The following is a 24,664-nucleotide window of genomic DNA, read 5'->3' on the forward strand; positions in this document are numbered from 1 at the left end:
GACATGATTGCAAAGGAATTACAAGACTGGTTTCCTGAAGCTCAGATTTCAGATCAGCCAGTAGAGAAACCAGGCTATCTCACTCTCCCTTTAGCTTCTCAGCAGTGGATTTTACTGGAGGAAGCTGGGCTCAGCGAGCGTGAAAAGCAGCTGGTTGCCCTTTTGACCCAGCAAGAGCAGGCTCGTTCGCTCAATCCTTGGTATCCCTATCTGATTGAGGGGAAGGGGCAGGCACCGCAAACATTTAAAAAGATACAACTGGTTTATTGCCATCTTTCCTATTTCCAACAGGAAAATCTATCCTCTTGGCTAGACATGATGCGGACCCTCTTTCCCAACTGCCAGACAGTATTGCAGGTCGGGGCTCAGGATTATGTATTTGTGCTTCAACAAGATAAGTACACCTCTGTTCGCTCGATCTTATCTGATACGATTGAGGCAGTTGAGTATGATTTTGGTCTTCGTCTGTCGATCATGTTGGGGCAGGTTTGGTCTCAGACAGGTCCTCAGGCCCTATCAGACTTAATCAAAGCGGAGCGAGATTTGTTTAAGACTTGGTGGCGTCAGGGTCACCAAGGTGTACACACCTTTTCACAACTCTATCTATGGAGTATGGGAGAAAGACTAGTGGACCTGAAGGTAACCAAGGAATGCCTGCACCAGATGATCTTGGATCAAGACCAGATTCAGGAAATTATCCTTTCTCTCTGGGAAAACAGTGCTGTTCTGACTAAAACAGCCCAGCAACTCTATCTGCACCGCAACTCTCTCCAATACAAGATTGATAGATGGGAAGAATTGACAGGACTTCAGTTGAAGGAGTTGACGGATCTCACTCTTTGTTATCAGTTGATTTTACCAGATATTCTTTAAAGTTTTGTGCAAGTTGCACAGAACTTTTTTATTTTTTTGGTCACCTTGCCATAGAAAAATAAAGCGTTTTCATCTATAATAAAACTATCAAAAGACAAAAGGAGTTCACCTCGATGGTAGAATTAAATCTTAAAAACATTTACAAAAAATATCCAAACAGCGAACACTACTCAGTTGAAGACTTCAACTTGGACATCAAAGACAAGGAATTTATCGTTTTCGTAGGTCCTTCAGGATGTGGTAAATCAACAACTCTTCGTATGATTGCTGGTCTTGAAGACATCACAGAAGGTACTGCATCTATCGATGGCGTGGTTGTCAACGACGTAGCTCCAAAAGACCGTGACATCGCCATGGTATTCCAAAACTACGCTCTTTACCCACACATGACTGTATATGACAACATGGCTTTCGGTTTGAAATTGCGTAAATACAGCAAAGAAGACATCGACAAACGTGTGCAAGAAGCAGCAGCAATCCTTGGTTTGAAAGAATTCTTGGATCGTAAACCAGCTGACCTTTCAGGTGGTCAACGTCAACGTGTTGCCATGGGTCGTGCGATCGTCCGTGATGCAAAAGTGTTCTTGATGGACGAACCTTTGTCAAACTTGGATGCCAAACTTCGTGTATCCATGCGTGCTGAAATCGCGAAAATCCACCGTCGTATCGGAGCTACAACTATCTACGTAACTCACGACCAAACAGAAGCGATGACTCTTGCAGACCGTATTGTTATCATGTCAGCTACTAAGAACCCTGCTGGTACAGGTACTATCGGACGTGTTGAACAAATCGGTACCCCTCAAGAAGTTTACAAAAACCCAGTTAACAAATTTGTAGCAGGATTTATCGGAAGCCCAGCTATGAACTTCATCAATGTGAAATTGGTTGGTAGCGAAATTGTTTCTGACGGTTTCCGTTTGAAAGTGCCAGAAGGTGCTTTGAAAGTTCTTCGTGACAAAGGCTACGAAGGAAAAGAATTGATCTTCGGTATTCGTCCAGAAGATGTGAATGCAGAACCTGCTTTCCTTGAAACATTCCCAGAATCAGTTGTTAAAGCAACTATCTCTGTATCAGAATTGCTTGGTTCAGAATCTCACCTTTACTGCCAAGTTGGTAAAGATGAATTTGTTGCAAAAGTGGATGCTCGTGACTACTTGCAAACAGGTGCAACAGTTGAACTTGGATTTGACTTGAACAAAGCACACTTCTTCGATGTAGAAACTGAAAAAACAGTCTACTAAGAAAATGAAATGTCAAAACACTACTATAGAAATCTGGTAGTGTTTTTTTAATGATTGGTATTGGCATAAAAACAGGCTTTTCTAGTTTTCATATCCTTAAAAAAGTGATAAAATGGTAGGAAGAATTGGAGAGTATAGATGCCGAAAGAAGTGAATTTGACGGGCGATCAGGTAGTCGCTTTAACGAAAGAATATTTAACAAAGGAAGACGTTGCTTTTGTACAAAAAGCATTGATTTACGCAGTTGATTGTCATAGTGGGCAGTTTCGGAAATCAGGAGAGCCCTATATTATCCATCCCATTCAGGTAGCAGGCATTTTGGCTAAGCTCAAGCTGGATGCTGTAACCGTTGCCTGTGGTTTTTTGCATGACGTGGTTGAAGACACAGATGCGACACTGGATGATTTGGAGAGAGAGTTCGGTCATGATGTTCGGATTATCGTTGACGGGGTGACCAAGCTTGGTAAGGTTGAGTACAAATCACTCGAGGAACAATTGGCTGAAAATCACCGCAAGATGCTTATGGCCATGTCTGAGGATATCCGCGTTATCTTGGTTAAATTATCGGACCGTTTGCACAATATGCGGACTCTCAAACACCTGCGAAAGGACAAGCAAGAACGTATCTCCAGAGAAACCATGGAAATTTACGCACCACTTGCTCATCGTCTAGGGATTTCCAGTGTCAAGTGGGAGTTGGAAGATCTATCTTTCCGTTATCTCAATCCAACTGAGTTTTACAAGATCACCCACATGATGAAGGAAAAACGCAGAGAACGTGAGGCTCTGGTCGACGAAGTCGTAACCAAGTTGGAGGACTATGCTACCGAACGCAATCTCAAAGGGAAAATCTATGGTCGTCCTAAGCATATCTATTCGATCTACCGCAAGATGCAGGATAAGAAGAAACGCTTTGAGGAAATTTATGACCTGATTGCCATTCGCTGTATCTTAGATACCCAGAGTGATGTTTACGCCATGCTGGGTTATGTGCATGAACTTTGGAAACCCATGCCAGGCCGCTTCAAAGACTATATCGCTAACCGCAAGGCCAACGGTTACCAGTCTATTCATACGACTGTTTATGGGCCAAAAGGGCCGATTGAATTCCAGATTCGTACCAAGGAAATGCATGAGGTGGCTGAGTATGGGGTTGCGGCTCACTGGGCTTATAAGAAAGGCATTAAAGGGCAGGTCAACAGCAAGGAATCTGCTATTGGAATGAACTGGATCAAGGAGATGATGGAGCTCCAAGACCAGGCTGATGATGCCAAGGAATTTGTGGACTCTGTTAAGGAAAACTATCTGGCGGAGGAGATTTACGTCTTTACTCCAGATGGTGCAGTTCGTTCCCTTCCAAAAGATTCAGGACCGATTGACTTTGCCTATGAAATCCATACCAAAGTCGGTGAAAAAGCGACTGGCGCCAAGGTCAATGGCCGTATGGTTCCACTGACAACCAAGCTCAAGACAGGGGATCAGGTTGAAATTATCACCAACCCCAACTCCTTTGGTCCGAGTCGTGACTGGCTAAATATGGTCAAGACCAGCAAGGCGCGCAACAAGATTCGTCAGTTCTTTAAAAATCAAGACAAGGAATTATCCGTAAACAAGGGCCGTGAGATGCTGATGGTCCAGTTCCAAGAAAACGGCTATGTAGCCAATAAGTTTATGGACAAGCGTCATATGGACGAGGTCCTTCAAAAGACCAGCTACAAGACAGAGGAGTCTCTCTTTGCGGCCATTGGTTTTGGAGAAATTGGCGCTATTACCGTCTTTAACCGTTTGACCGAAAAGGAACGTCGTGAGGAAGAACGCGCTAAGGCCAAGGCGGAGGCAGAAGAGCTTGTCAAAGGTGGCGAAGTTAAGGTTGAGAACAAAGAAACCCTCAAGGTTAAGCATGAGGGTGGCGTGGTCATTGAAGGTGCTTCAGGTCTCCTAGTTCGGATTGCCAAGTGTTGCAATCCAGTGCCGGGTGACGACATTGTCGGCTACATTACTAAGGGACGCGGTGTGGCTATTCACCGTGTGGACTGTATGAATCTCCGTGCCCAAGAAAACTACGAGCAACGTCTCCTTGATGTGGAGTGGGAAGATCAATTCTCAAGCAAGGAATACACTGCCCACATCGATATCTATGGTCTCAACCGTACAGGGCTTTTGAACGATGTTTTACAAGTTCTCTCCAACACGACCAAAAATATCTCAACCGTTAATGCTCAACCAACCAAGGATATGAAATTTGCTAATATCCATGTCTCATTTGGTATTTCCAACCTCTCTACACTGACCACAGTCGTGGACAAGATTAAGAGTGTGCCAGAGGTTTACTCTGTCAAACGGACCAACGGTTAATTCTCTCTTCAGTTACCAGAAAGGCTATTATGAAAATCATCATTCAACGAGTCAAGAAAGCCCGAGTCAGTATCGAAGGTCAGGTTCATGGAAAAATTAATCAGGGACTCTTATTACTGGTCGGTGTTGGGCCAGAGGACCAAGAGGAAGATCTGGACTATTCTGTGAGAAAGCTTGTCAATATGCGGATTTTTTCTGATGCAGAAGGCAAGATGAATCTGTCTGTCAAGGATATTGAAGGGGAATTCCTTTCTATTTCTCAGTTTACCCTCTTTGCGGATACCAAGAAAGGCAATCGTCCCGCCTATACAGGAGCAGCCGAGCCGGATATGGCAGCTGCCTTCTATGAGGCTTTCAACCAAAAGCTAGCTCAGGAAGTGCCCGTTCAGACAGGCATCTTTGGAGCGGATATGCAGGTGGAGCTAGTCAATGATGGGCCAGTTACCATCATTCTTGATACTAAAAATAGATAAGAAAACCAAGCCCAGCTGGCTTGGTTTTTGTTTATAGACACTCCCAGAAGGTGATGTGTTTGTTGTAAAAGTCGGGATAGTTTTCTCTTAGGTGGCTAGCCGTTATATAGTATAAAGTAGAATGACAGGAAGTAAAGACTGGAGTAAGAGAGTAGAAATATTGAGGGCCAGTGATGGATAAAAAGACAAATAATAGAAAATCGCTGATGAGCACTCCTAAATAGTAGAAGCGAATTTTTTTGTTCATCTGAGGATAAATCTCAGAGAACTGTTTTTTGAGTCGGAAGACTAAGCGAGACAGCAGTAGTCCCTGAGTAAGGATGAAAATGAAGCAAAAAATCAGACCTCTCTCCAAAGAAAGTTCGTATCGGGGTCTGAAAGTTACCAACAGTAGCAAATCGCAGAGTACAATGGCTACAAAATGGATTCTAAAGAGCTTTTTCATAGGAAGACCTCCCTCTTTTATCTAGCTTCATTCTACACCAAACGAATGGGACTTACAAGCAAAATAATAAAAAATCCCTGAAAGGAACTTTTTTCAGGGATAAGGGCTTAGTTAATTTTTTCGACATAGAGTTGTTTGGCGATATCGATGCTAACTTGGAGATCTTCGTCTTTGTTGACTAGAGTAAAGCTATTGGAAAAATTATCAAACTGCTTGACTTGGACTTGGTCACCGATATGAATTTCATGCTTTTCTAAGTATTTGAGCAGATTAAAGCTATCGTGAACCCGAGTCAGGAGATAGGTTCCAGCTTCTTTGGTATCTGCTAAAGGTAGGTTGTTGATTTCAACCAAGAGCTCTCCCTTAGCTGGGATGGTTCCTCCGTGGGGGCAGGTTTTAGGGAAGCCCAGTAGTTTATCCAGTCTCTCTACGAAGAGGTCAGATACAGTGTGCTCTAGGACCTCAGCTTCCTCATGGATCTGGTCACTGGTATAGTCGAGATGGTGAACTAGAAAGACCTCAATCAACCGGTGTTTGCGATAGAGCTCGGAGACTAGTTTGAGCCCAATATCTGTCAATAGATAGCCATTCTCCTTATCCTTGAGGATGAGATTTTCACTTTTCATGCGTTTGATCATCTCTGTTACGGCAGGTGGAGAGACTTGCATACGGGTAGCAATTTCTTTATTGGTGATTTTCTGCATCTCCGTACCGATTTCATAAATACATTTTAGGTAGTCTTCTTTATTTGGCGTCATTCGTTTCCTCTTGTCTTTTCTCTCCATCTAGTATATCAAAAAAAGCTAGATTTCTCTAGCCTTCTGCCCTAATGGCTTTGATTTTAGTCCAGTTCTTTAACTGCAGCAATAGCAGCTTCAAAGTCTGGCTCCGTGTTGATATTGTCAACGTATTCTACATAACGGATGACATTGTCAGCATCGAGAACAAAGACGGCACGTGCAAGGAGATGCCATTCGTTAATCAAGAGGGCATAATCACGTCCGAAAGAATGGTCAAAGTAGTCTGAAAGCATGATGGCATTGTCAAGACCTTCAGCCCCACACCAGCGTCCTTGGGCAAATGGTAGGTCCATAGAAACGGTAAGAACGACGGTGTTGTCAAGGTTGGCAAGTTCTTGGTTGAAGCGACGTGTTTGCGTTGAGCAGACACCAGTATCGATAGAAGGGACAACACTCAAGACTTTTTTCTTTCCATCAAAGTCAGCTAGCGTTTTTTTAGAGAGATCGGTTGTTGTAAGAGAAAAGTCAAGTGCCTTGTCTCCGACTTGCAGTTGTTTACCTGTAAAAGTTACAGGATTTCCGAGAAAAGTGGTCATGAAACTACTCCATTCTTTTTTCTTTCATTTTACCGAGAATTATCAGATTTTTCCAATGATTTGACCGGAAAGTGTAAAAAAACGCCAATTCGGTGAGAATGACGTTTTTAATGGATTATTTTGACAAACCTTCAGCAATCTTGTCAAGGTTGTATTTCATCATGTTGTAGTAGCTGTCACCTTCTTTACCTTCTTCAGCGATTGAGTCAGTAAAGATTTGTGCGTAAATTGGGATATTTGTGTCTTGTGAAACAGTCTTCATTGGACGGTCATCGACACTTGATTCAACAAAGAGTGATGGAACTTTTGTTTGGCGAAGTTTTTCAACCAAGGTCTTGATTTGTTCAGGTGTTCCTTCTTCTTCTGTGTTGATTTCCCAGATGTAGGCACTTGGAACTTCGTAAGCTTTAGAGAAGTATTTGAAGCATCCTTCGCTGGTTACGATGAGTTTTTTCTCAGCAGGGATATTGTTAAATTTCTCTTTAGCTTCCTTGTCCAGTTTGTCTAGCTTTTCAGTATAGTCTTTGAGATTTTTTTCGTAGAATTCCTTGTTGCTAGGGTCTTTTGCAATCAGCTGTTTAGCGATATTTTTAGCATAAATTATCCCATTTTCAAGGTTGAGCCAAGCGTGTGGGTCTTCTTTGCCTTTCTCGTTTTGACCTTCAAGGTAGATGATATCTACGCCGTCACTAACTGCATAGTAGTCTTTGTTTTCAGTTTTCTTGGCATTTTCGACCAATTTGGTAAACCAAGCATTGCCACCTGTTTCAAGGTTGATACCGTTATAGAAAATGAGGTCAGCCTCAGAAGTTTTCTTTACGTCTTCAGGAAGTGGTTCGTACTCGTGTGGGTCTTGACCAACAGGAACGATACTATGAAGATCAATCTTGTCACCAGCGATATTTTTAGTAATATCAGCAATGATAGAGTTAGTCGCTACAACCTTTAGTTTTTGGTTTGTAGATGCTGTATCTTTTTTCCCACTAGCACAGGCAGCTAATCCAATGATAGAAAGAAAAAGAACGAGCAATGTACCTAATTTTTTCATTAGATTCCTCCAGAAGGGTTTCCCCTTATTTATTGATTTTTTTATTTTTTAGTTTCAAGTATCGTTGCTTTGGAGAGATAAAGAAACTGATTAAAAAGAAGCTGGCAGATGTGAGCACGATGCTGGATCCTGCTGCGAGATTGAAGCTATAGCCGATAAAGAGTCCCAAAACAGAAGCGGTTGCCCCTAGGGTTGATGAAAGAAAAATCATGCTCTTTAGGCTATTCGCATAAAGGTAAGCCGTCGCAGCTGGGGTGATCAACATGGCCACGATAAGAATAGTTCCAACACTTTGCATGGCAGTGACTGACACAAGGGTCAAGAGCACCATGAGCAGATAGTGGTAGAAATTGACGGGCATTCCCATGGCTTTAGCCAGGAGTTCGTCAAAGGATGTAATCAATAGTTGTTTAAAGAAAATCCCGATAATCAAGAGAATCAATGCACCCACACCAATGGTGATCCACATGTCCGTATCTTGGACAGCGAGGATATTCCCAAAAAGGATATGGAAGAGGTCTGTCGAACTCTTGGCAACACTAATCAAGATGACACCTAGGGCTAAGAAAGATGAAAAGGTAATACCAATGGCAGTGTCACTCTTGATAATAGAGTTCCCCTTGATGTAGGTAATGATGATGGAAGCCATCAAGCCAAAGATGATGGCTCCAATAAAGAAATCAATTCCCAGGATAAAGGAAAGGGCTACACCGGGCAAAACTGCGTGAGAGATGGCATCTCCCATGAGAGACATACCACGTAGGATGATAAAACATCCCACAGCACCAGCAACCACCCCGATGACAATAGCTGTTATCAAGGCATTTTGTAGGAAATGGAAATGTTGCAATCCATCGATAAATTCTGCTATCATAGGTCACCTCCATTAAAGAAGAGCTTACTACCATAAGCTTTTTTGAGATTGACTTCGGTAAAGGTTTCTTCAGTTGAACCAATAGCAACCAATTCTCGATTGAGAAGCATAACTTGGTCGAAATAATGAGGGACTTTGCTGAGGTCATGATGGACGATGAGAACTGTTTTACCAGCTTTTTTAAGGTCTCTCAGTGTATTCATGATAATCTCTTCACTGATCGAGTCAATCCCGACAAAAGGCTCATCTAAAAAGATGTAGTCAGCTTCCTGCACTAAGCAGCGGGCAATCAAAACACGTTGGAATTGTCCTCCAGAGAGCTGACTGATTTGGCGATCAGCATAGTCTGAGAGTCCAACGATTTCAAGTGCATCCGCCACTTTTTTCCAGTGGCTGGCCTTTAAAGTGTGGAAGAGCGGGATAGATGGATAGAGTCCCAGTGAGACACATTCCTTGACCTTGATAGGGAAATTGTAGTCGATATGGATTTTTTGCTCGACATAGGCAACTCGATGTAAAGATTTCTTGACTTCTTTGTCATCGAGAAAGGCCTGACCTTCGTGTGGGATAATTCCCAACATACTTTTTAATAAAGTTGATTTTCCAGCACCGTTTGGACCAATAATTCCGGTAATAGTTGGTCCGTGGAGCGCTAGTGAAATATCCTTTAGTGCCAACGTTTCTTTGTAGGAGACACTGAGGTTTTCGATACGTATCATACAGTTGTATTCCTCCTGCCTTTTAATATACCTTAAAAAAAAAATTAAGTCAAGTTAATTTTTGAAAAATTTAAAATAAAAACTGAAAAATGAAGTGAAAAGAGAGACCATTTTTAATTGCATTCCCAAGTGTTTTTTGCTAAGCTAAGAATAAGTGAAAAAATGAAAGCGAGAACAAGATGACACGTTATCAAGACGATTTTTATGATGCAATCAATGGAGAATGGGAAAAAACAGCTGTTATTCCAGCTGATAAATCTCGAACAGGTGGCTTTATTGACCTTGATGAGGAAATTGAAGAGTTAATGCTGGCAACTACGGACAAGTGGTTGGAAGGCGAAGATGTTCCAGAGGACGCTATCCTCGCAAATTTTGTTAAGTACCATCGTATGGTACGTGATTTTGATAAGAGGGATGCAGATGGAATCAAGCCTGTCCTTCCTCTGCTCAAGGAATACCAAGATTTGGAGAGCTTTGCAGATTTTACCAGCAAACTGGCAGAGTTTGAACTAGCAGGTAAACCAAACTTCCTTCCATTTGGAGTATCACCAGACTTTATGGATGCCAGAACCAATGTTCTCTGGGCAAGTGCACCAGGAACTATCTTGCCAGATACAACCTACTATGCTGAAGACCATCCTCAACGTGAGGAGCTCTTGACGCTTTGGAAGGAAAGTAGCGCAAATCTTCTCAAAGCCTATGATTTTTCAGATGAGGAAATCGAAGACTTACTAGAGAAGAGATTGGAATTGGACCGTCGTATCGCAGCAGTGGTTCTTTCAAACGAAGAAAGTTCAGAATATGCCAAACTCTACCATCCATACGCTTATGAAGATTTCAAGAAATTTGCCCCTGCCCTACCTTTGGATGATTTCTTCCAAGCAGTTCTTGGACAAACTCCAGATAAGGTTATCGTAGATGAGGAACGTTTCTGGCAAGCAGCAGACCAATTTTATAGTGAAGAAGCGTGGCCTTTGCTTAAGGCAACCTTGATTTTGGCTGTGGTCAATCTTTCAACCAGCTATCTCACAGACGAGATTCGTGTCCTATCAGGTGCCTATGGACGTGCCCTTTCAGGTGTTCCAGAAGCTCAGGACAAGGTCAAGGCAGCCTATCACTTGGCCCAAGGTCCCTTTAAGCAAGCCCTTGGTCTCTGGTATGCGCATGAAAAATTCTCCCCAGAAGCTAAGGCAGACGTAGAGAAAAAAGTGGCGACTATGATTGATGTTTATAAGGAACGTTTGGCTAAGAATGACTGGCTCACTCCTGAAACGCGTGATAAGGCTATTGTCAAACTCAATGTCATCAAGCCTTATATCGGTTATCCAGAGGAATTGCCAGCCCGCTACAAGGACAAGGTAGTGGACGAAACTGCCAGTCTCTTTGAGAATGCCCTAGCCTTTGCGCGTGTGGAAATCAAGCACAGCTGGAGCAAGTGGAACCAGCCAGTTGACTACAAGGAGTGGGGCATGCCAGCACACATGGTTAATGCCTACTACAATCCTCAGAAGAACTTGATTGTTTTCCCAGCTGCCATTTTACAGGCTCCATTCTATGACTTGCATCAGTCATCTTCAGCCAACTATGGTGGTATCGGAGCAGTTATCGCTCACGAAATTTCTCATGCCTTTGATACAAATGGAGCTTCCTTTGATGAAAATGGTAGCCTCAAGGATTGGTGGACAGAGAGTGACTATACTGCCTTTAAGGAAAAAACTCAGAAAGTTATCGACCAGTTTGATGGTCAAGAATCTTATGGTGCCACTATAAATGGTAAGTTGACAGTTTCAGAAAACGTTGCTGACCTTGGAGGAATTGCTGCAGCCCTTGAAGCTGCTAAGAGAGAGCCAGACTTCTCTGCTGAAGAATTCTTCCACAACTTTGCTCGTATCTGGCGTATGAAAGGCCGTCCGGAGTTGATGAAACTCATGGCCAGTGTCGATGTGCACGCGCCTGCTAAACTCCGTGTCAATGTCCAAGTACCAAACTTCGATGACTTCTTTACAACTTATGATGTCAAAGAAGGCGACGGTATGTGGCGTTCACCAGAGGATCGTGTGATTATTTGGTAAGACAAAAACCAAGGATTTTCTTCCTTGGTTTTTTGCTTGTTAGAAAAAGGGATTAAAGGTCTTTTCGTGAGCGATAGTCGTAGCTGGACCATGCCCAGGGTAGACATCGTAGTTAGGGAGGGTGAAGAGTTGCGTCTGAATGCTATGAAGGAGTTGTTCCGTGCTACCTGTAGGAAGGTCTGTCCGACCGATGGTTTCTCGGAAAAGAGCATCTCCGGTCAAGACAAGATGGGCATCAGGAAAGACCAGGGAAACGCCGCCGATAGAGTGCCCTGGGGTTGGTAGAACTGTAAAACAAAATTCCTCAAGCTGGTATTCTTCATGAAAGACAAAGGTGTGCTCTGCAGGTTTTGTGACCACGTCTGCCATATCATCATGACGAGGGAGACCAGAGAGATTATCTACAGGTGTATAAAGCCAGCTAGCTTCACTCTCTGCTACATAAACTGGGGGATTTCCAAAAGTATCACGAACCAAGTCCAGACTCATAATATGGTCGTAGTGGGTGTGGGTCAGGAGAATCGCGCAGACTGGTTTGTTGATTTTTTCGATAGTCTTGCGGATAGCTTTCCAATGGCTACCTGGGTCAACCACAATCAGGTGTTGGTCCCCTTCCAGATAATAAGTGTTTTCATAGGCAATGGGATTCACGGTTTTATGGATTTTCATACTGGCTCCAATCTCAAAGAATGTACTAAACTAAGTATAGCATAGAAGAGAGAAATAAAGTGAAAAGAAAGTCCCTCATTTGTGTTAGAGGGACAATGATCTTATTTAAACTTGAAACCTTCGTAAATGAGTTTTGCTTTGGGATTCTTTTTCTTGATTTGCTTGGCAAGGGCCTTCATCATAGGAAGAGGTCCACACATATAAACAGTAGACTGGTCAGGGATTTCTTCTTGATCCAAAGTCAGGTATCCTTTTTCATTGCTATCGACCAGCTGAAGGTCAAAGTTAGCATTTTGACGGGCGTAGTCACGAAGTAGATCTAGGTAGACAGCATTTTCCTCCCCACGGAAACTATAGTAGAAGCGGACATTTCTGTCTAGGATAGGATGCTCCCGGATATAAGAGATGAAGGGTGTCATTCCAATTCCACCTGCAATCCAGATTTGCTGCTTTGGACCGTGTTCCATAGTCATATGCCCATAGGCGCGATCAACAGCAACCTTGCTACCGACTTGAAGATTGTCATAGATATTCTTGGTGTGGTCACCAGAGTTTTTTATCGTAAAATAAAGAGTTCGTCCTTTTCCTCCAGAGATGGAGAAAGGATGTGGAGCAGTCTCAAAACCTTTTTGGAAAATTTTTAGAAAGGCAAATTGCCCGTATTCGTAGGTGAAAGGATGGCTAAGTTCTATTTCAATTTCAGTCGTATCGTGGTTGAGGCGTTTGATTCCTACGATTTTTCCAAGATAGGTGAAACCGATCTTTTGATAAAGGAAAATAATATAAAAACCTGCAAGCAAGCCTAAAATAGCATAGATTCCAAAGATAAGACCTAGGAAACTAAAGGAGAGGAGACGATTTCCCATGATCATCAAAACATGAAAGAGACCAAAGATATAGGCTAGATAAACCAATCGATGAATCCATCTCCATGCTTCATACTGGATATATTGTCCCAGATAGGCAACCAGAACAATGCTGATAAAGATATAGATAGCGATATTTCCAAACTGTGCGGCCAAATGCGAACCCCAGAGGCCTCCCATGCTAAAGTTGTGTAGGGTTAGTAGGAGAATGGATAGAAAAGCCGTGAATTTATGAGCTAGATACATTTTTTCAAGTCCGTTAAACCAAGCCTCAAGCAAGGGTAAACGGCTAGCTAGTATAAAAGTAAGTGAGAGCGTAGTGAGAGCTAAACCAGGGATTAGAAACTGACTAACACCTGAACTGAGCCAAGCTAGGATAGTCAGAAACATACTAAGCCCGATAAATAAAATACCTTTTAATGATTTCATAGTAGAAGTCCTTTCATGGATTTATCTTATATTGGATGTAATAAGATTTGTTACATTTTAACAAAAAATGAATCTGTAGTCAAGGTTTAGGGTCTCGGCCTCTAAGTCAAATTTTCATGATAATCTATAAATAACGGTTAAGAAATATACTGTTTGATTTGTGTACTTCTTATAGAAATTTTTTTGTTATAACAATGTAAGGGTGGGAAAAATTTAACTTCTACAAAACTCTAAAAAATAAATTGATACATAAAAGTGTATTTTATTTAATTATAAGATAAATAGTTCCGGGAATTTACACGCTATAAACCTACATGAATATTGGTTTTTTAAAGTATTTACCATTAAATTATTTTTGTATTTTTCTAAAATAAAATTATAAAAGTTGTTGAAAAAGATAGGGAAAAGTGTTAGTATGAATATGCATATTGAATACAAGGATATAATCCTTTTAGAATAATGAAATTTAAAGACCATTTTTTGAGTAGGGAAGAAATTTCGTTTTTTTTTCTATATTTCAATATCGATATAATAAAAATAGGAAGGTTGTGTATCTTATGAAGAGTAAGCAACAGGATTTTAGAACGGAGAAATACATTCGATACGGGATTCGAAAGTATAGTTTAGGAGTAGCATCAGTAGCAATTTCAGCAGGTTTGATGTTTTTGGGCAATGGAGCAGTATCAGCGATGGAACTTCAAGGAGCAGATACTAGGCTTGTTTCAACATCGACATTGAATACGGAATCTTCTACGGAAACAAAAACACCTGAAAATTCGATAAAAAAAGAAAAAGAAGTTGCCCTTAAGACGGTTGATAAAACGGATTTAGTTAAAAAAATTACAGAACTTGAAGAGAAAGTAAAAACAGCAAAGAATATAGATGACTTGGTACTAACATCTGCTAAAGAACTATTAGTTTCTGCGAAATCTGTCATCTCAAAAGAGATAGTTGAGCAGGAGGAAGTGGATACTGAACTTGCTAAGATTAAAGAGTTAATTACGGTATTTGCTGAGTCTGTCGAAGTTGGGAAAATAACGGAATCTACAGAAAAAGCAGAAGAAACCAAAGAAACAAAAGAAACTGTTGTACCAGTCCAAGAAGCTAAAAAAATCTTAGAACAAGTTACTTCTGAAGCTGAGGTAACCAATGTTTTAGCAACTGAAGCAGTCCGGAAAAATAAGGTTGAGGGTGAAAACAAAGCGGCGATTGAGGCGGCGGTAGCTAATAATAAGGGAGTTATTGCAGAAACTAAAAAAGTCCTAGCGAATGATGCCCTTACAGCTAAACAAATCAATGATCAATTGTCACGCTTAAATGATTCCATTCTTGCTGTCTACAATGATCTGAAAAAAGCAGGAGTTGGAAATGACTGGAACTTTGGAGTAGCTTTGGCTGCTCAAGATTTCTATGCCGAAGAGGGTTCTAACACAACTCATGCATCGGAAACAAACGCTGCAAATCATACTGGTAAAGATACCTATACAATTCCAGTACAAGAAATTAAATTAATTACGGGTACTGATGCTACAGGGTTAGAGATAGAAGTCTATTCTAATCAGCGGACTGGTGAAGATACCAATGCTGGAAATGGGATGCATACAGAACAGGGTGGAAAAACTGGTCATAACAACAAAGGACGTGTAGACTATCCATTAACCCCTGATGCCGCTAAAAAGTTAGCTGAAGAAGCACCACTTTGGAGAAATAAACTCCGTGCGGATGGGTCAAGAATTTCAAACGCTGCGACGTCAATATACTCTGCTAACGGTGGTTATGAATACCTAGCTACAGAAATTTATGGCTATGGGTATGAACAAGGAGTTGACAGAGTTTATATTAAAGGTTTGAAAGATCGTATTGCAGTTACAGAAAAAGCTAAGCAAGCTGGTTGGAGTCTTACCTCTGTAACACCAACTAACCTTGTACCAGGTGTTGCTTATGATGAGGCGACAGATACCATTCAAGGTAAAGTAATTGCTGGTATTGAAAATGGAGTGTATGACTTACGATTTAATATTACTGCAACGAATACAGATGGGCGGACTGTCACCTTCCAAATTCAGAATCTACGTGCTGGTTGGGTAGGTTGGCAAGATAGCACACCTCCTACAATTCAGTCAGATTCAGCTCGTTATGATAGAACTGTTGGTGATGATGCGAATATCAATCTTCGTTTTCATGATTCTTCGGGAGCTAGTGCGATACCTGGCAATTCAGCAGGAAACTATGACTATACAACTGCTGAAGGTAAAGTAGTTAAAGTTCGTCAAAATTCTTCTAAAGCAGTCACAGGTGTCTCAGGCTACAACACTATAGGAGCAGAATTAGATGATTCTAAAGTGTTGATTCCTGGTACCAACTATACTGTAACAAACAGTACTGCTGAAGAGCAAAAAGCTGCTGGAACCAACATGGGTAATGCTGTCATTGGAGGTAAGGTGACAGAGGCAGGTATCTATACCGTTTCAGTATTTGCTAAAGATTATGATAAATTATCTAATAATACGACATGGAATCAGTCAGGTCAAGAGGCGCACGGTTCTATTACTGTAGTTGTTAAGCCTAAAGTTGAAGTTCAAAACGTTGAAACCTATTCAACAACAGTTCCTGTTAAAATCTCGAAAGGTGCTACAAGTGCTAAGGTTACAATGCCAGATGGAACTGTAACAAACTTGAAAGCCGTTAATAGTAAATGGCTTGTAGATAGTGGTTCAACCAATACAGCGGTTACTGAAAATCAAGAACTAGGTGCTGTAGATTCAAATACCGTCTTTAATATTCCAGTCACGTCAGAGGCAACTGCAAAAGTTGGTGTTGATAATATCAAAGTAGAAGCATCAGCTGAAAATGTTAAGGGAACTTTCTTACGTGATCGAGTTGAATTGAATGGAACTGATGGGCAAAAACACACTGCTACTTTTAATAAGGCTACCGGACACTGGGAGCTACCAAGCGAATATGCTGAAAGTAAAACACTGAATGGTGATGGTACGACAAGATGGACTAAACGTCAAGTGTACACAGAAGCTCAGCTAGACGGTGGTATGAAATTTTATATCTATGAGTACATTCGACAGCTTGATAGCGCTGGGAAAGTGACAAGTGTAGAAACGCCAACTCGTCCAGAAACGATTTATGTTTCTAAGAACACTAATCAAGTAGGTGATGGCATGTCAGTAACTGTCACTTATGACAAACATTCAAATACATGGGCGTCATCTGATGGAACGGAAGTGACTGCTACAAAGCTTGGAAATGACTCTTGGGAAGTTCATACTAAGTCAGGATTTGGTGGGATTATTAGAGGAACGATTGCTACAAATACTGATGTGGCAACTGTTGTAAATACAAAACCAACAGCAACTTCACAAGATTATACTTCAACAAAAGGTACTGCGGTTGACCCTCGTAATGAAGCAAAAGCTGCAGTAAGCATCTCAGACTCTGAAGATACTAAATACGGAAAAACTACCTATATCACTCGAATCACAGTAACATCGCCTTCAGGAGTTCAAAAAGTATTTGATACTAAACAAGATGCAAATAACTACAATATTGCTAGTGGATATAGCTTAAATGAAGTAGGGGTATATACTGTTAAGATTGATGTTATTGATAGTAATGGAAATTACACTACTGAAGCAACAATCGGTGGAACTGAGTCGGGAGTTGATCATGGAGTTGATTCATCAACCGCTACAACAACCTACCATATTACAGTAACTGATACGATTGAAGGGCTTAATGTGACTTCGACTGATATTCAAGGTGCTACTCAAAAAGAAACTCCAACCTTTACATCTGTTGGAGATGAATCACCAGTAAAACCAAGTGCTTCTTCGCCTGCTAAGTTAGTAGATCCAAAAACAGGTGGATTTGTTGATACTCTAACAATTGATGGTCAGGGTACCTACTCAATTAATAATGAAACAGGTGAAGTAACTTTTGTTCCATTGAAGACATTCACCGGTACAGCTACACCTGTCACAGTTTCACTTACTGCAAAATTAGGAAAAGATGCTAATGATACGGATATTACAGCAACTGCTACAGCAACGTATACTCCAACTGTAATACCTGTTAAACCAACTTCTACAGATGATGAGTCTGAAGGACCTAAAGGACAAACACAAAACGGTACACCAACTTTTACTGGTGGTAAAGTTGAAGTAAATGGTGTAGAGAAGACTGTTGAAATTGATGAAAATGTTAAACCAACCTTTGATGATGGCACGACTAAGAAAGTTGTTCCGGGAGAAGGAACTTATACCATTGATGAAAATGGTGTGGTAACTTTCACACCAGAAAAAGACTTTGTTGGAAAGGCTTCAGGAGTTACAGTCAAACGAGTTGATAAGAACGGAACAGAAATAACTGCAAAATACACTCCAACTGTACGTCCAATTACTTCATTTGTAGATACTAAGGGGAATACATTAATTCCAAGCGAAGACGGCGAACAACCTAAGAAAGATATTCCAGGCTACCGCTTCGTAGAGACCAAGAAACTTCCAAATGGAGATACAGAGCACGTTTATGAGAAGGTTAAGACTAGTCATAAGGATAAGGAAGGGAACGAGATTCCAGGCTATCCAAGCGAAGACGGTGAACAACCGAAGAAAGATATTCCAGGTTACCGCTTCGTAGAGACTAAGAAACTTCCAAATGGAGATACAGAGCACATCTACGAAAAAGTGAAGACTAGTCACAAGGATAAGGAAGGCAATGAGATTCCAGGCTATCCAAGCGAAGACGGTGAACAACCGAAGAAAGAAATTCCAGGTTACCGCTTCGTAGAGACTAAGAAACTTCCAAATGGAGATACAGAGCACATCTACGAAAAAGTGAAGACTAGTCACAAGGATAAGGAAGGCAATGAGATTCCAGGCTATCCAAGCGAAGACGGCGAACAACCTAAGAAAGATATTCCAGGTTACCGCTTCGTAGAGACTAAGAAACTTCCAAATGGCGACACAGAACATGTCTACGAAAAAGTGAAGACTAGTCACAAGGATAAGGAAGGCAATGAGATTCCAGGCTATCCAAGCGAAGACGGTGAACAACCGAAGAAAGACATTCCAGGTTACCGCTTCGTAGAGACCAAGAAACTTCCAAATGGAGATACAGAGCACATCTACGAAAAAGTGAAGACTAGTCACAAGGATAAGGAAGGGAATGAAATTCCAGGCCACCCAAGCGAAGACGGCGAACAACCTAAGAAAGATATTCCAGGTTACCGCTTCGTAGAGACCAAGAAACTTCCAAATGGCGACACAGAACATGTCTACGAAAAAGTGAAGACTAGTCACAAGGATAAAGACGGAAATGAAATTCCAGGATATCCAACCGAAGAGGGTGAACAACCGAAGAAAGACATTCCAGGCTACCGCTTCGTAGAGACTAAGAAACTTCCAAACGGCGACACAGAACATGTCTACGAAAAAGTTGTAACTGCCCCTCAACAAAAACCGACTGAGCAATTTCCAACTACTAAAGCAACCAAAGAATTACCTAATACTGGTACGGAAGATCATGCAGCTTTGGCAGCTCTAGGAGTACTTGGTTTGATGAGCGGATTTGGACTTGTGTCTCGCAAGAAAAAAGAAGACTAATTCTATACTCGAGATTCTAAGTAGTATCCATTAGTTTCTTAAACAAAAAACCAACTAACCATTAGGTTAGTTGGTTTTTGTATATTCTCGATTTTTCCAAGCTTGGTAGCGGGTGTCGATCAAGAGTTGGGTTAGTCGTCCCATGGTTTCTCTTTCTTCGGGAGTGAGGGATTGAGCTTGGACAAAGAGATGGTGAATGTGTTCAATGACCTTGAAGGAAGAAAGATCGTTGATAGAGGAGATGCCTGCATCAAGAATGATTCCAAAAAAGAGGTCAAAGTAGAGCTGCAGTTCCGTATCAGGGACCGTCTCAACCCATTCCTTGAAGGTAGTATCAACTTGCTGGCTGTCACTATTGGTCTCGTCTAGTTGGACAAAGTGTTTGTCTTCAACCTGCCAACTAAAGGTGTCATGCTGGGCAAGACCACCCAAGGCAGTGCTTCGAACGACGATTTTTTTATCAGGAATTTCCAGCATCATCCCGATGATAGACCCTTGTGGGACAAATACTTTCGTTCTTTCCATCATGTTTTGATAGCCAGCTGTTTCGGTTAGTTCCTTGTGAAGTCCAGGCGCATCAAAAGTATAGACAGCGACAATGTTTTTTTGTAAAAGTGGATCGAGTTGACTAGCAGCATAGACAGCTAGATTGCCCCCTTTTGAGTGTCCTGCTAGGACCACCTTTTGGTTAGGATGTTGAGCAAAGAAGTCCTGTAAATACTGGAGGGCATGTTTTTGAGCTGGAATTTCCTTCATATAGGTCATATGGAAATCTTCTTTCCAACCGATGATACTGTCATCCGTCCCACGAAAAACAAGCAAATAAGTATCGAGACTGATACGATAAGTCATAGCCGCAAACTGTTTTTGCAATTCAGGATCGATATCGTTGATAAAGTCTGAGAGCTTGCAATTTTTAAAGCGTTTGTGTTGAGCGAGCTGATCCAACAACTGGAGACGGTTTTTATTGGTCAACATCGTCGTGTCTCTAGGGATTTGAGGTGCAAGATCTATGAGACGCTGTGGTTCTTGGGTAACTACATCATCAAAAGCAAGGTAGGTTAATTCGGTCAAGGCAAGAACATCTAACTCGTTCACGGGAAGGTCATAAAAGGAATCGTATGCTACATCATTCAAGTAATCAAAAATATTGGCCATAAAAGCTCCTTTCTCTATGTTTATCCTACCACATTTACATAGAATTAGCTAGTAGGCTTGTTTAGCCGCTCTACATAATGACCTAGTAGTTAGGGTTTGATTCAGATATAGAGAAGACAGATTGCTTTTATTTCAACCCCCTAAACGAGCTTGCTTGGATATTTTTGTTATCAATGCCATTTTCCTTTAAAAAATTCTTCATCTCATTTACATCATCAGGCTGACCTGTGATGAGATAGCTGGCTTGATTGCCGTATTCATCAATAGCGTGTTTTAAAAATGCTTGACTTTGAGAAAATTCATCGCTAGTTTTATAAGTAAAATTCGATGTTTTTTGAGCCAGTTCCTTCATCTCATTATCGAAAATAGTAACTCCTTTGTCAAAATGGTTGAGAATAATTGGTGCTTTACCAGCCCATTCTTTGATAAGGGGGCGTAGAGCAGAAATACCAACATCAGATGCAAAGCAAACTAGTGGCTGATTCGTATCTTTAACGGTTAAAGAGGAATCAAGCCAACTCATCTCAATCTCACTGCCAGTCGGTAAATGTGTCAAGGTTTCCTTAAAGTGGCTACCACTATTATGCGTTAAAATGAGGATTTCATCTTCATCAGGTGTGGAGGCAATGGTTAGCCATCGACTGGTCTGCTCTCCCTTAGCTTCGTTTTTCCTAGTAGCGGACGAGGTATCAGGGAGTGTAAACTTAGCATAAGCCCCAGCTTTCCAGATTTGATGACTCGGTTTTGTGATATGAATTACATATAGATCTCCGCTGGGGTTTTCGATGGATTTTATCGATAATGTCTGGCTTCGTCCAAGATAAGCGATGGCACCCCAAGTTATAATACATAGCGCTCCAAGTGTTGATAGAATGATAATAAACATTTTTTTACCTCTTTTCATTTTTTATGACTCCTGTTCTTAATTTTATGAATGAACTAAAAAAATAATTCATTCATATTTTTTTAAAAAATAAAGAAATCCATTCTTTATTTTAGAACTCCTTTAATGAAGTTGGTTGCAAGTATTTCAACAGTTTTGCCAATATCTGGAAAATCTTTTTCCGTGATATGCATATCCATATAGTAAAACAGATTATAAACCTGTAAAATATCTTGAATCTTTTCTGGCGAGTACCCTTCAGCCTGCATGCGATTTGTAAAAGTTTTAACTAGAAACTGATGAAAAGGATTTGCGACTTTGCCTTCTTCCGAGGAATAGTAGCTGTGTAACTCATCTGCGATGGAAGGATTGTACCATTCTGCAAGGATTTTATTGGAAGAAACGAGAGTTCTGGACTGAGCAAATAGTTGACCAATGAGGTCAATCATGTCAATTTCCCAATCCAGTTCTTCGATCATAGCTTGGCGAACACGGTTGTTTTCATCTATATAGATGTCTAGAAAAATGGCTTCTTTACTCTCGTAATAGTTATAAAAAGAACCAACTGCAACACCAGCTTGCCTAGCAATTTCTGAAATACCTGTTGCCTTGTAACCTTTTTTCGAAAAAACTTCATAGGCTGCTGTCTTTAAAGATTGTTTTTTGTCCAATAGGATTTAACCTCCTTTGCTTCATGAATGAATAAATTTATTAGTTCATTCATATTCTAACAAATCATGGCTAGCTTGTCAATAAGAAGGCTAGATCTGTTAAATAAGTTAAAGAAACGCTAACAAAATGAGCACAAAAAGGAAAATATAGGATAAGGCTGGAACTATAATTAAAAATAAGGTATGATATCAGTGAGAATGTTCTCTATTTAGCATCTGTTTTCTGATCTGAATTTGGGAAATAGGCTGCTAAACAGTATGAGATACTGATCCGTAAATCTGATATGAAGGGTTTTGATACTTTGAGAAATAACAAAGGAGGAGCGCATGCACAAGATTTTACTAGTAGAAGATGACCAAGTTATTCGGCAACAAGTTGGGAAATTGCTCTCTGAGTGGGGATTTGAAGTCGTTTTGGTAGAGGATTTTATGGAAGTGTTGAGCTTATTTGTCCAGTCGGTGCCTCATTTGGTCCTCATGGATATCGGTTTGCCACTCTTTAATGGTTATCACTGGTGCCAGGAGATTCGTAAAATTTCCAAGGTACCTATCATGTTTCTGTCTTCAAGAGACCAGGCGATGGATATCGTCATGGCGATCAATATGGGAGCAGATGACTTTGTGACCAAACCTTTTGACCAGCAGGTGCTCCTTGCCAAGGTTCAGGGTTTGTTGCGCCGTTCCTATGAATTTGGGCGGGATGAAAGTCTTCTGGAGTATGCGGGTGTGATCCTCAATACCAAGTCTATGGACCTGCACTATCAGGGGGAAGTCCTGAGTTTGACCAAGAATGAATTTCAAATTTTGCGGGTCTTGTTTGAACATGCTGGCAATATCGTGGCGCGTGATGACTTGATGAGAGAACTCTGGAATAGCGACTTTTTCATCGATGATAACACCTTATCTGTCAACGTTGCTCGCTTGCGTAAAAAGTTGGAGGAGCAAGGCTTAGTAGGCTTTATTGAAACCAAGAAAGGAATAGGATACGGACTGAAACATGCTTGATTGGAAATCATTTTTTCTAGCCTATCTGCGTTCTCGCAGTCGCGTTTTTACCTATATTTTTTCATTAGGCTTTCTCGTCCTTCTCTTTCAGTTTTTATTTGCTAGTCTAGGAACTTATTTTCTTTATTTCTTTCTGCTCAGTAGTTTTGTGACCTTCTTATTTTTGGCTTGGGATATATTTGCAGAAGCTCAGGTTTACCGTCAGGAAGTACTCTATACTGAGAGAGACCCTAAGTCTCCTCTGGAATGTGCGCTAGTAGAAAAGCTCGAAGAGCGTGAATCTGAATTGTATCAAAAGAAGTCGGAAGCGCAGAGCAAGCTGACGGATTTGCTGGACTACTACACCTTGTGGGTTCATCAGATCAAGACCCCCATTGCAGCGAGTCGTCTCTTGGTAGCAGAAGTCTCTGATCGTGAGGTCAAGCAGCAACTGGAACAGGAAATCTTTAAGATTGACTCCTATACCAATCTGGTGTTGCAGTATCTTCGTTTGGAGAGCTTCCACGATGACTTGGTATTTGAAAAGGTTCAAGTGGAGGATCCGGTGAAGGAAGTGGTTCGCAAATATGCCCTTTTCTTTATCCAAAAAGGACTGGCGCTCAATCTCCATGACCTTGACAAAATCATCGTGACTGATAAGAAATGGCTGTTGGTCGTCATTGAACAAATCCTCTCAAACAGTCTCAAATACACCAAGGAAGGTGGGCTAGAGATTTATATGGAAGGTCAGGAGCTCTGTATCAAGGATACGGGAATCGGGATAAAAAACAGTGATGTCCTTCGAGTCTTTGAACGTGGCTTTTCAGGCTACAATGGTCGTTTGACTCAGCAGTCATCTGGCCTTGGACTTTATCTATCTAAGAAAATTTCTGAAGAACTGGGTCACCAGATTCGCATCGAGTCTGAGGTTGGAAAAGGAACAACAGTACGCATCAAGTTTTCCAATAGGAATCTGATGATTGAGTGAGCATAGTTGATGATGACCTTATCCATCTGTGGAATTTTTGTTCTAGTCTATATCTCTATTTTCATGATAATGTCTAGAAGTTACCGTAAGATTGTCCAGATGTAAAAAATGTTACACTAGGAAACGACTAGAATATAGTCAAAAAATAAAAGAGGCAAAAATGAAAGAAAGTTATTTTGACGGAGGAATCCTAGATTATATTGGATACTCTATCTTAGTAGCCATAATTTTCAGGCTTACCTTGGGGATCGCAACATCTTGGGCGGTTTGCATGATGCAAAATTGAAAACCAAACACACGGTAGTGGATGAGCAACGTCTATACTTTGACGGGACTGGAGCACAACTGTTCGGCAACTGGATCAAGGGGTTTCTTCTAACCATCATCACGTTTGGGATCTATGGCTTCTGATTGAAAATAAAAATGAAGCAATGGATTGTCGAACACACCAATCTTGTTTAAAGATTAAAACGGCATCTTCTTTCAGAGGAGATACCATTTTTTTTCTTTTTCGTATAAGGAAACAAAAGTTTCTTCCTTCTCTATCTGTTCAATTGATATATTTCTTCAGAGAAAGACTGTAAAATTTTTGATATAATGTTAAGGATAGACTGACGGATGCTTAAAAGATAATTTTCAAAAAAATAACAGGTGAGAATTAAAAATATGTAAGATTGAAAAGAAGTCTCTCTGCCATCATCCAAGCAGAAACAAGATTATATGAAATAAAAGGAGTAACCAATGACCGGAAATTATTCAACACGTGAATACCGTGAGAAATTATATGATGATCTTCATGTTCGATTAAGAGATATAGTGATTTTGATGTGTGCGATTTTTATTGCCTCTATAGGTCTAAATATGAATTCAACAGCTGTCATTATTGGAGCCATGTTGATTTCCCCTCTTATGACATCGATTGTTGGACTAGGATTCGGTTTAGCTATTTTTGATACGCGTTT

The 24,664-nt window shown here is 40.9% G+C and carries 20 protein-coding genes and 1 pseudogene; 10 read left to right on the forward strand and 11 right to left on the reverse strand.

The window, feature by feature from the left end; all coding sequences use genetic code 11:
* Positions 1-3: 3 nt before the first annotated feature.
* The 4 genes from Q4443_RS06355 (at position 4) to dtd (ending at position 4,945) form a co-directional block, all read left to right on the forward strand.
* The gene (locus Q4443_RS06355) at positions 4-873 is read left to right on the forward strand and encodes a helix-turn-helix domain-containing protein (RefSeq protein WP_044021198.1); all 870 of its coding nucleotides are present in this window, start codon (positions 4-6) and stop codon (positions 871-873) included.
* A 113-nt stretch (positions 874-986) separates the two neighbouring features.
* Positions 987-2,117 (forward strand): ABC transporter ATP-binding protein, encoded by a 1,131-nt coding sequence (locus tag Q4443_RS06360; RefSeq protein WP_000229944.1) that lies wholly within the window; start codon positions 987-989, stop codon positions 2,115-2,117.
* A gap of 138 nt (positions 2,118-2,255) precedes the next feature.
* The gene (locus Q4443_RS06365) at positions 2,256-4,472 is read left to right on the forward strand and encodes a bifunctional (p)ppGpp synthetase/guanosine-3',5'-bis(diphosphate) 3'-pyrophosphohydrolase (protein WP_049519292.1); all 2,217 of its coding nucleotides are present in this window, start codon (positions 2,256-2,258) and stop codon (positions 4,470-4,472) included.
* A 29-nt stretch (positions 4,473-4,501) separates the two neighbouring features.
* Complete coding sequence (dtd, locus tag Q4443_RS06370) at positions 4,502-4,945, forward strand: D-aminoacyl-tRNA deacylase (RefSeq protein WP_049519290.1); 444 nt, start codon at positions 4,502-4,504, stop codon at positions 4,943-4,945.
* Between the two features lie 31 nt (positions 4,946-4,976).
* Here the strand turns inward: dtd and Q4443_RS06375 are convergent, their stop codons facing one another.
* The 6 genes from Q4443_RS06375 to Q4443_RS06400 form a co-directional block, all read right to left on the reverse strand.
* Positions 4,977-5,390, reverse strand: a complete 414-nt coding sequence (locus Q4443_RS06375; RefSeq protein WP_049519289.1) for a hypothetical protein — start codon at positions 5,388-5,390, stop codon at positions 4,977-4,979.
* 107 nt (positions 5,391-5,497) lie between these two features.
* Positions 5,498-6,148, reverse strand: a complete 651-nt coding sequence (locus Q4443_RS06380) for a metal-dependent transcriptional regulator (protein WP_049519288.1) — start codon at positions 6,146-6,148, stop codon at positions 5,498-5,500.
* Between the two features lie 83 nt (positions 6,149-6,231).
* On the reverse strand, positions 6,232-6,726 hold the full coding sequence (tpx, locus tag Q4443_RS06385; RefSeq protein ID WP_049519287.1) for a thiol peroxidase: 495 nt from the start codon (positions 6,724-6,726) through the stop codon (positions 6,232-6,234).
* 115 nt (positions 6,727-6,841) lie between these two features.
* A complete protein-coding gene (locus Q4443_RS06390) occupies positions 6,842-7,774 on the reverse strand; it encodes a metal ABC transporter substrate-binding protein (protein ID WP_000733063.1) in 933 nt (310 codons plus the stop codon).
* Positions 7,775-7,799: 25 nt separating this feature from the next.
* Positions 7,800-8,648, reverse strand: a complete 849-nt coding sequence (locus Q4443_RS06395; RefSeq protein WP_000559774.1) for a metal ABC transporter permease — start codon at positions 8,646-8,648, stop codon at positions 7,800-7,802.
* Positions 8,645-9,367, reverse strand: coding sequence for a metal ABC transporter ATP-binding protein (locus tag Q4443_RS06400; protein WP_049519285.1), 723 nt, complete (start codon positions 9,365-9,367; stop codon positions 8,645-8,647). Before Q4443_RS06400 ends, Q4443_RS06395 begins: the two co-directional genes overlap by 4 nt.
* Before the next feature lie 179 nt (positions 9,368-9,546).
* On the opposite strand from Q4443_RS06400, the gene Q4443_RS06405 reads away from it, so the two are divergent.
* Complete coding sequence (locus Q4443_RS06405) at positions 9,547-11,439, forward strand: M13 family metallopeptidase (RefSeq protein WP_049519283.1); 1,893 nt, start codon at positions 9,547-9,549, stop codon at positions 11,437-11,439.
* Between the two features lie 39 nt (positions 11,440-11,478).
* On the opposite strand, the gene Q4443_RS06410 is transcribed toward Q4443_RS06405, so the two are convergent.
* Together Q4443_RS06410 and Q4443_RS06415 are read right to left on the reverse strand one after the other, a co-directional pair.
* On the reverse strand, positions 11,479-12,108 hold the full coding sequence (locus Q4443_RS06410; RefSeq protein ID WP_000690824.1) for an MBL fold metallo-hydrolase: 630 nt from the start codon (positions 12,106-12,108) through the stop codon (positions 11,479-11,481).
* Positions 12,109-12,209: 101 nt separating this feature from the next.
* A complete protein-coding gene (locus Q4443_RS06415; protein WP_049479088.1) occupies positions 12,210-13,403 on the reverse strand; it encodes a ferric reductase-like transmembrane domain-containing protein in 1,194 nt (397 codons plus the stop codon).
* A gap of 557 nt (positions 13,404-13,960) precedes the next feature.
* Here Q4443_RS06415 and Q4443_RS06420 point away from each other — a divergent pair.
* The gene (locus Q4443_RS06420; protein WP_303408209.1) at positions 13,961-19,018 is read left to right on the forward strand and encodes a YSIRK-type signal peptide-containing protein; all 5,058 of its coding nucleotides are present in this window, start codon (positions 13,961-13,963) and stop codon (positions 19,016-19,018) included.
* Positions 19,019-19,084: 66 nt separating this feature from the next.
* Here Q4443_RS06420 and Q4443_RS06425 read toward each other — a convergent pair whose 3' ends face one another.
* From Q4443_RS06425 to Q4443_RS06435, 3 genes are all read right to left on the reverse strand, one after another.
* The gene (locus Q4443_RS06425) at positions 19,085-20,176 is read right to left on the reverse strand and encodes a DUF2974 domain-containing protein (RefSeq protein WP_049518893.1); all 1,092 of its coding nucleotides are present in this window, start codon (positions 20,174-20,176) and stop codon (positions 19,085-19,087) included.
* Between the two features lie 127 nt (positions 20,177-20,303).
* Positions 20,304-21,080: a ferredoxin reductase gene (locus tag Q4443_RS06430; protein ID WP_049518894.1), complete on the reverse strand. Its 777-nt coding sequence runs from the start codon at positions 21,078-21,080 to the stop codon at positions 20,304-20,306.
* Between the two features lie 86 nt (positions 21,081-21,166).
* Entirely contained in the window at positions 21,167-21,736 is a 570-nt protein-coding gene (locus Q4443_RS06435; RefSeq protein ID WP_049518895.1) for a TetR/AcrR family transcriptional regulator, read from the reverse strand.
* 321 nt (positions 21,737-22,057) lie between these two features.
* Between Q4443_RS06435 and Q4443_RS06440 the strand changes: the two genes are divergently transcribed.
* From Q4443_RS06440 to Q4443_RS06455, 4 genes and pseudogenes are all read left to right on the forward strand, one after another.
* Complete coding sequence (locus tag Q4443_RS06440) at positions 22,058-22,735, forward strand: response regulator transcription factor (RefSeq protein WP_049518896.1); 678 nt, start codon at positions 22,058-22,060, stop codon at positions 22,733-22,735.
* On the forward strand, positions 22,728-23,702 hold the full coding sequence (locus Q4443_RS06445) for a sensor histidine kinase (protein WP_049518897.1): 975 nt from the start codon (positions 22,728-22,730) through the stop codon (positions 23,700-23,702). The genes Q4443_RS06440 and Q4443_RS06445 overlap by 8 nt, the downstream gene beginning before the upstream one ends.
* A 160-nt stretch (positions 23,703-23,862) precedes the next feature.
* Positions 23,863-24,113: pseudogene (locus Q4443_RS06450) on the forward strand (hypothetical protein).
* A gap of 330 nt (positions 24,114-24,443) precedes the next feature.
* The coding region (locus Q4443_RS06455) for a hypothetical protein (RefSeq protein ID WP_303408210.1) at positions 24,444-24,664 on the forward strand (221 nt) is incomplete at its 3' end.

The organism is Streptococcus sp. GP0011 (genome assembly GCF_030546305.1).
GTDB lineage: Bacteria > Bacillota > Bacilli > Lactobacillales > Streptococcaceae > Streptococcus.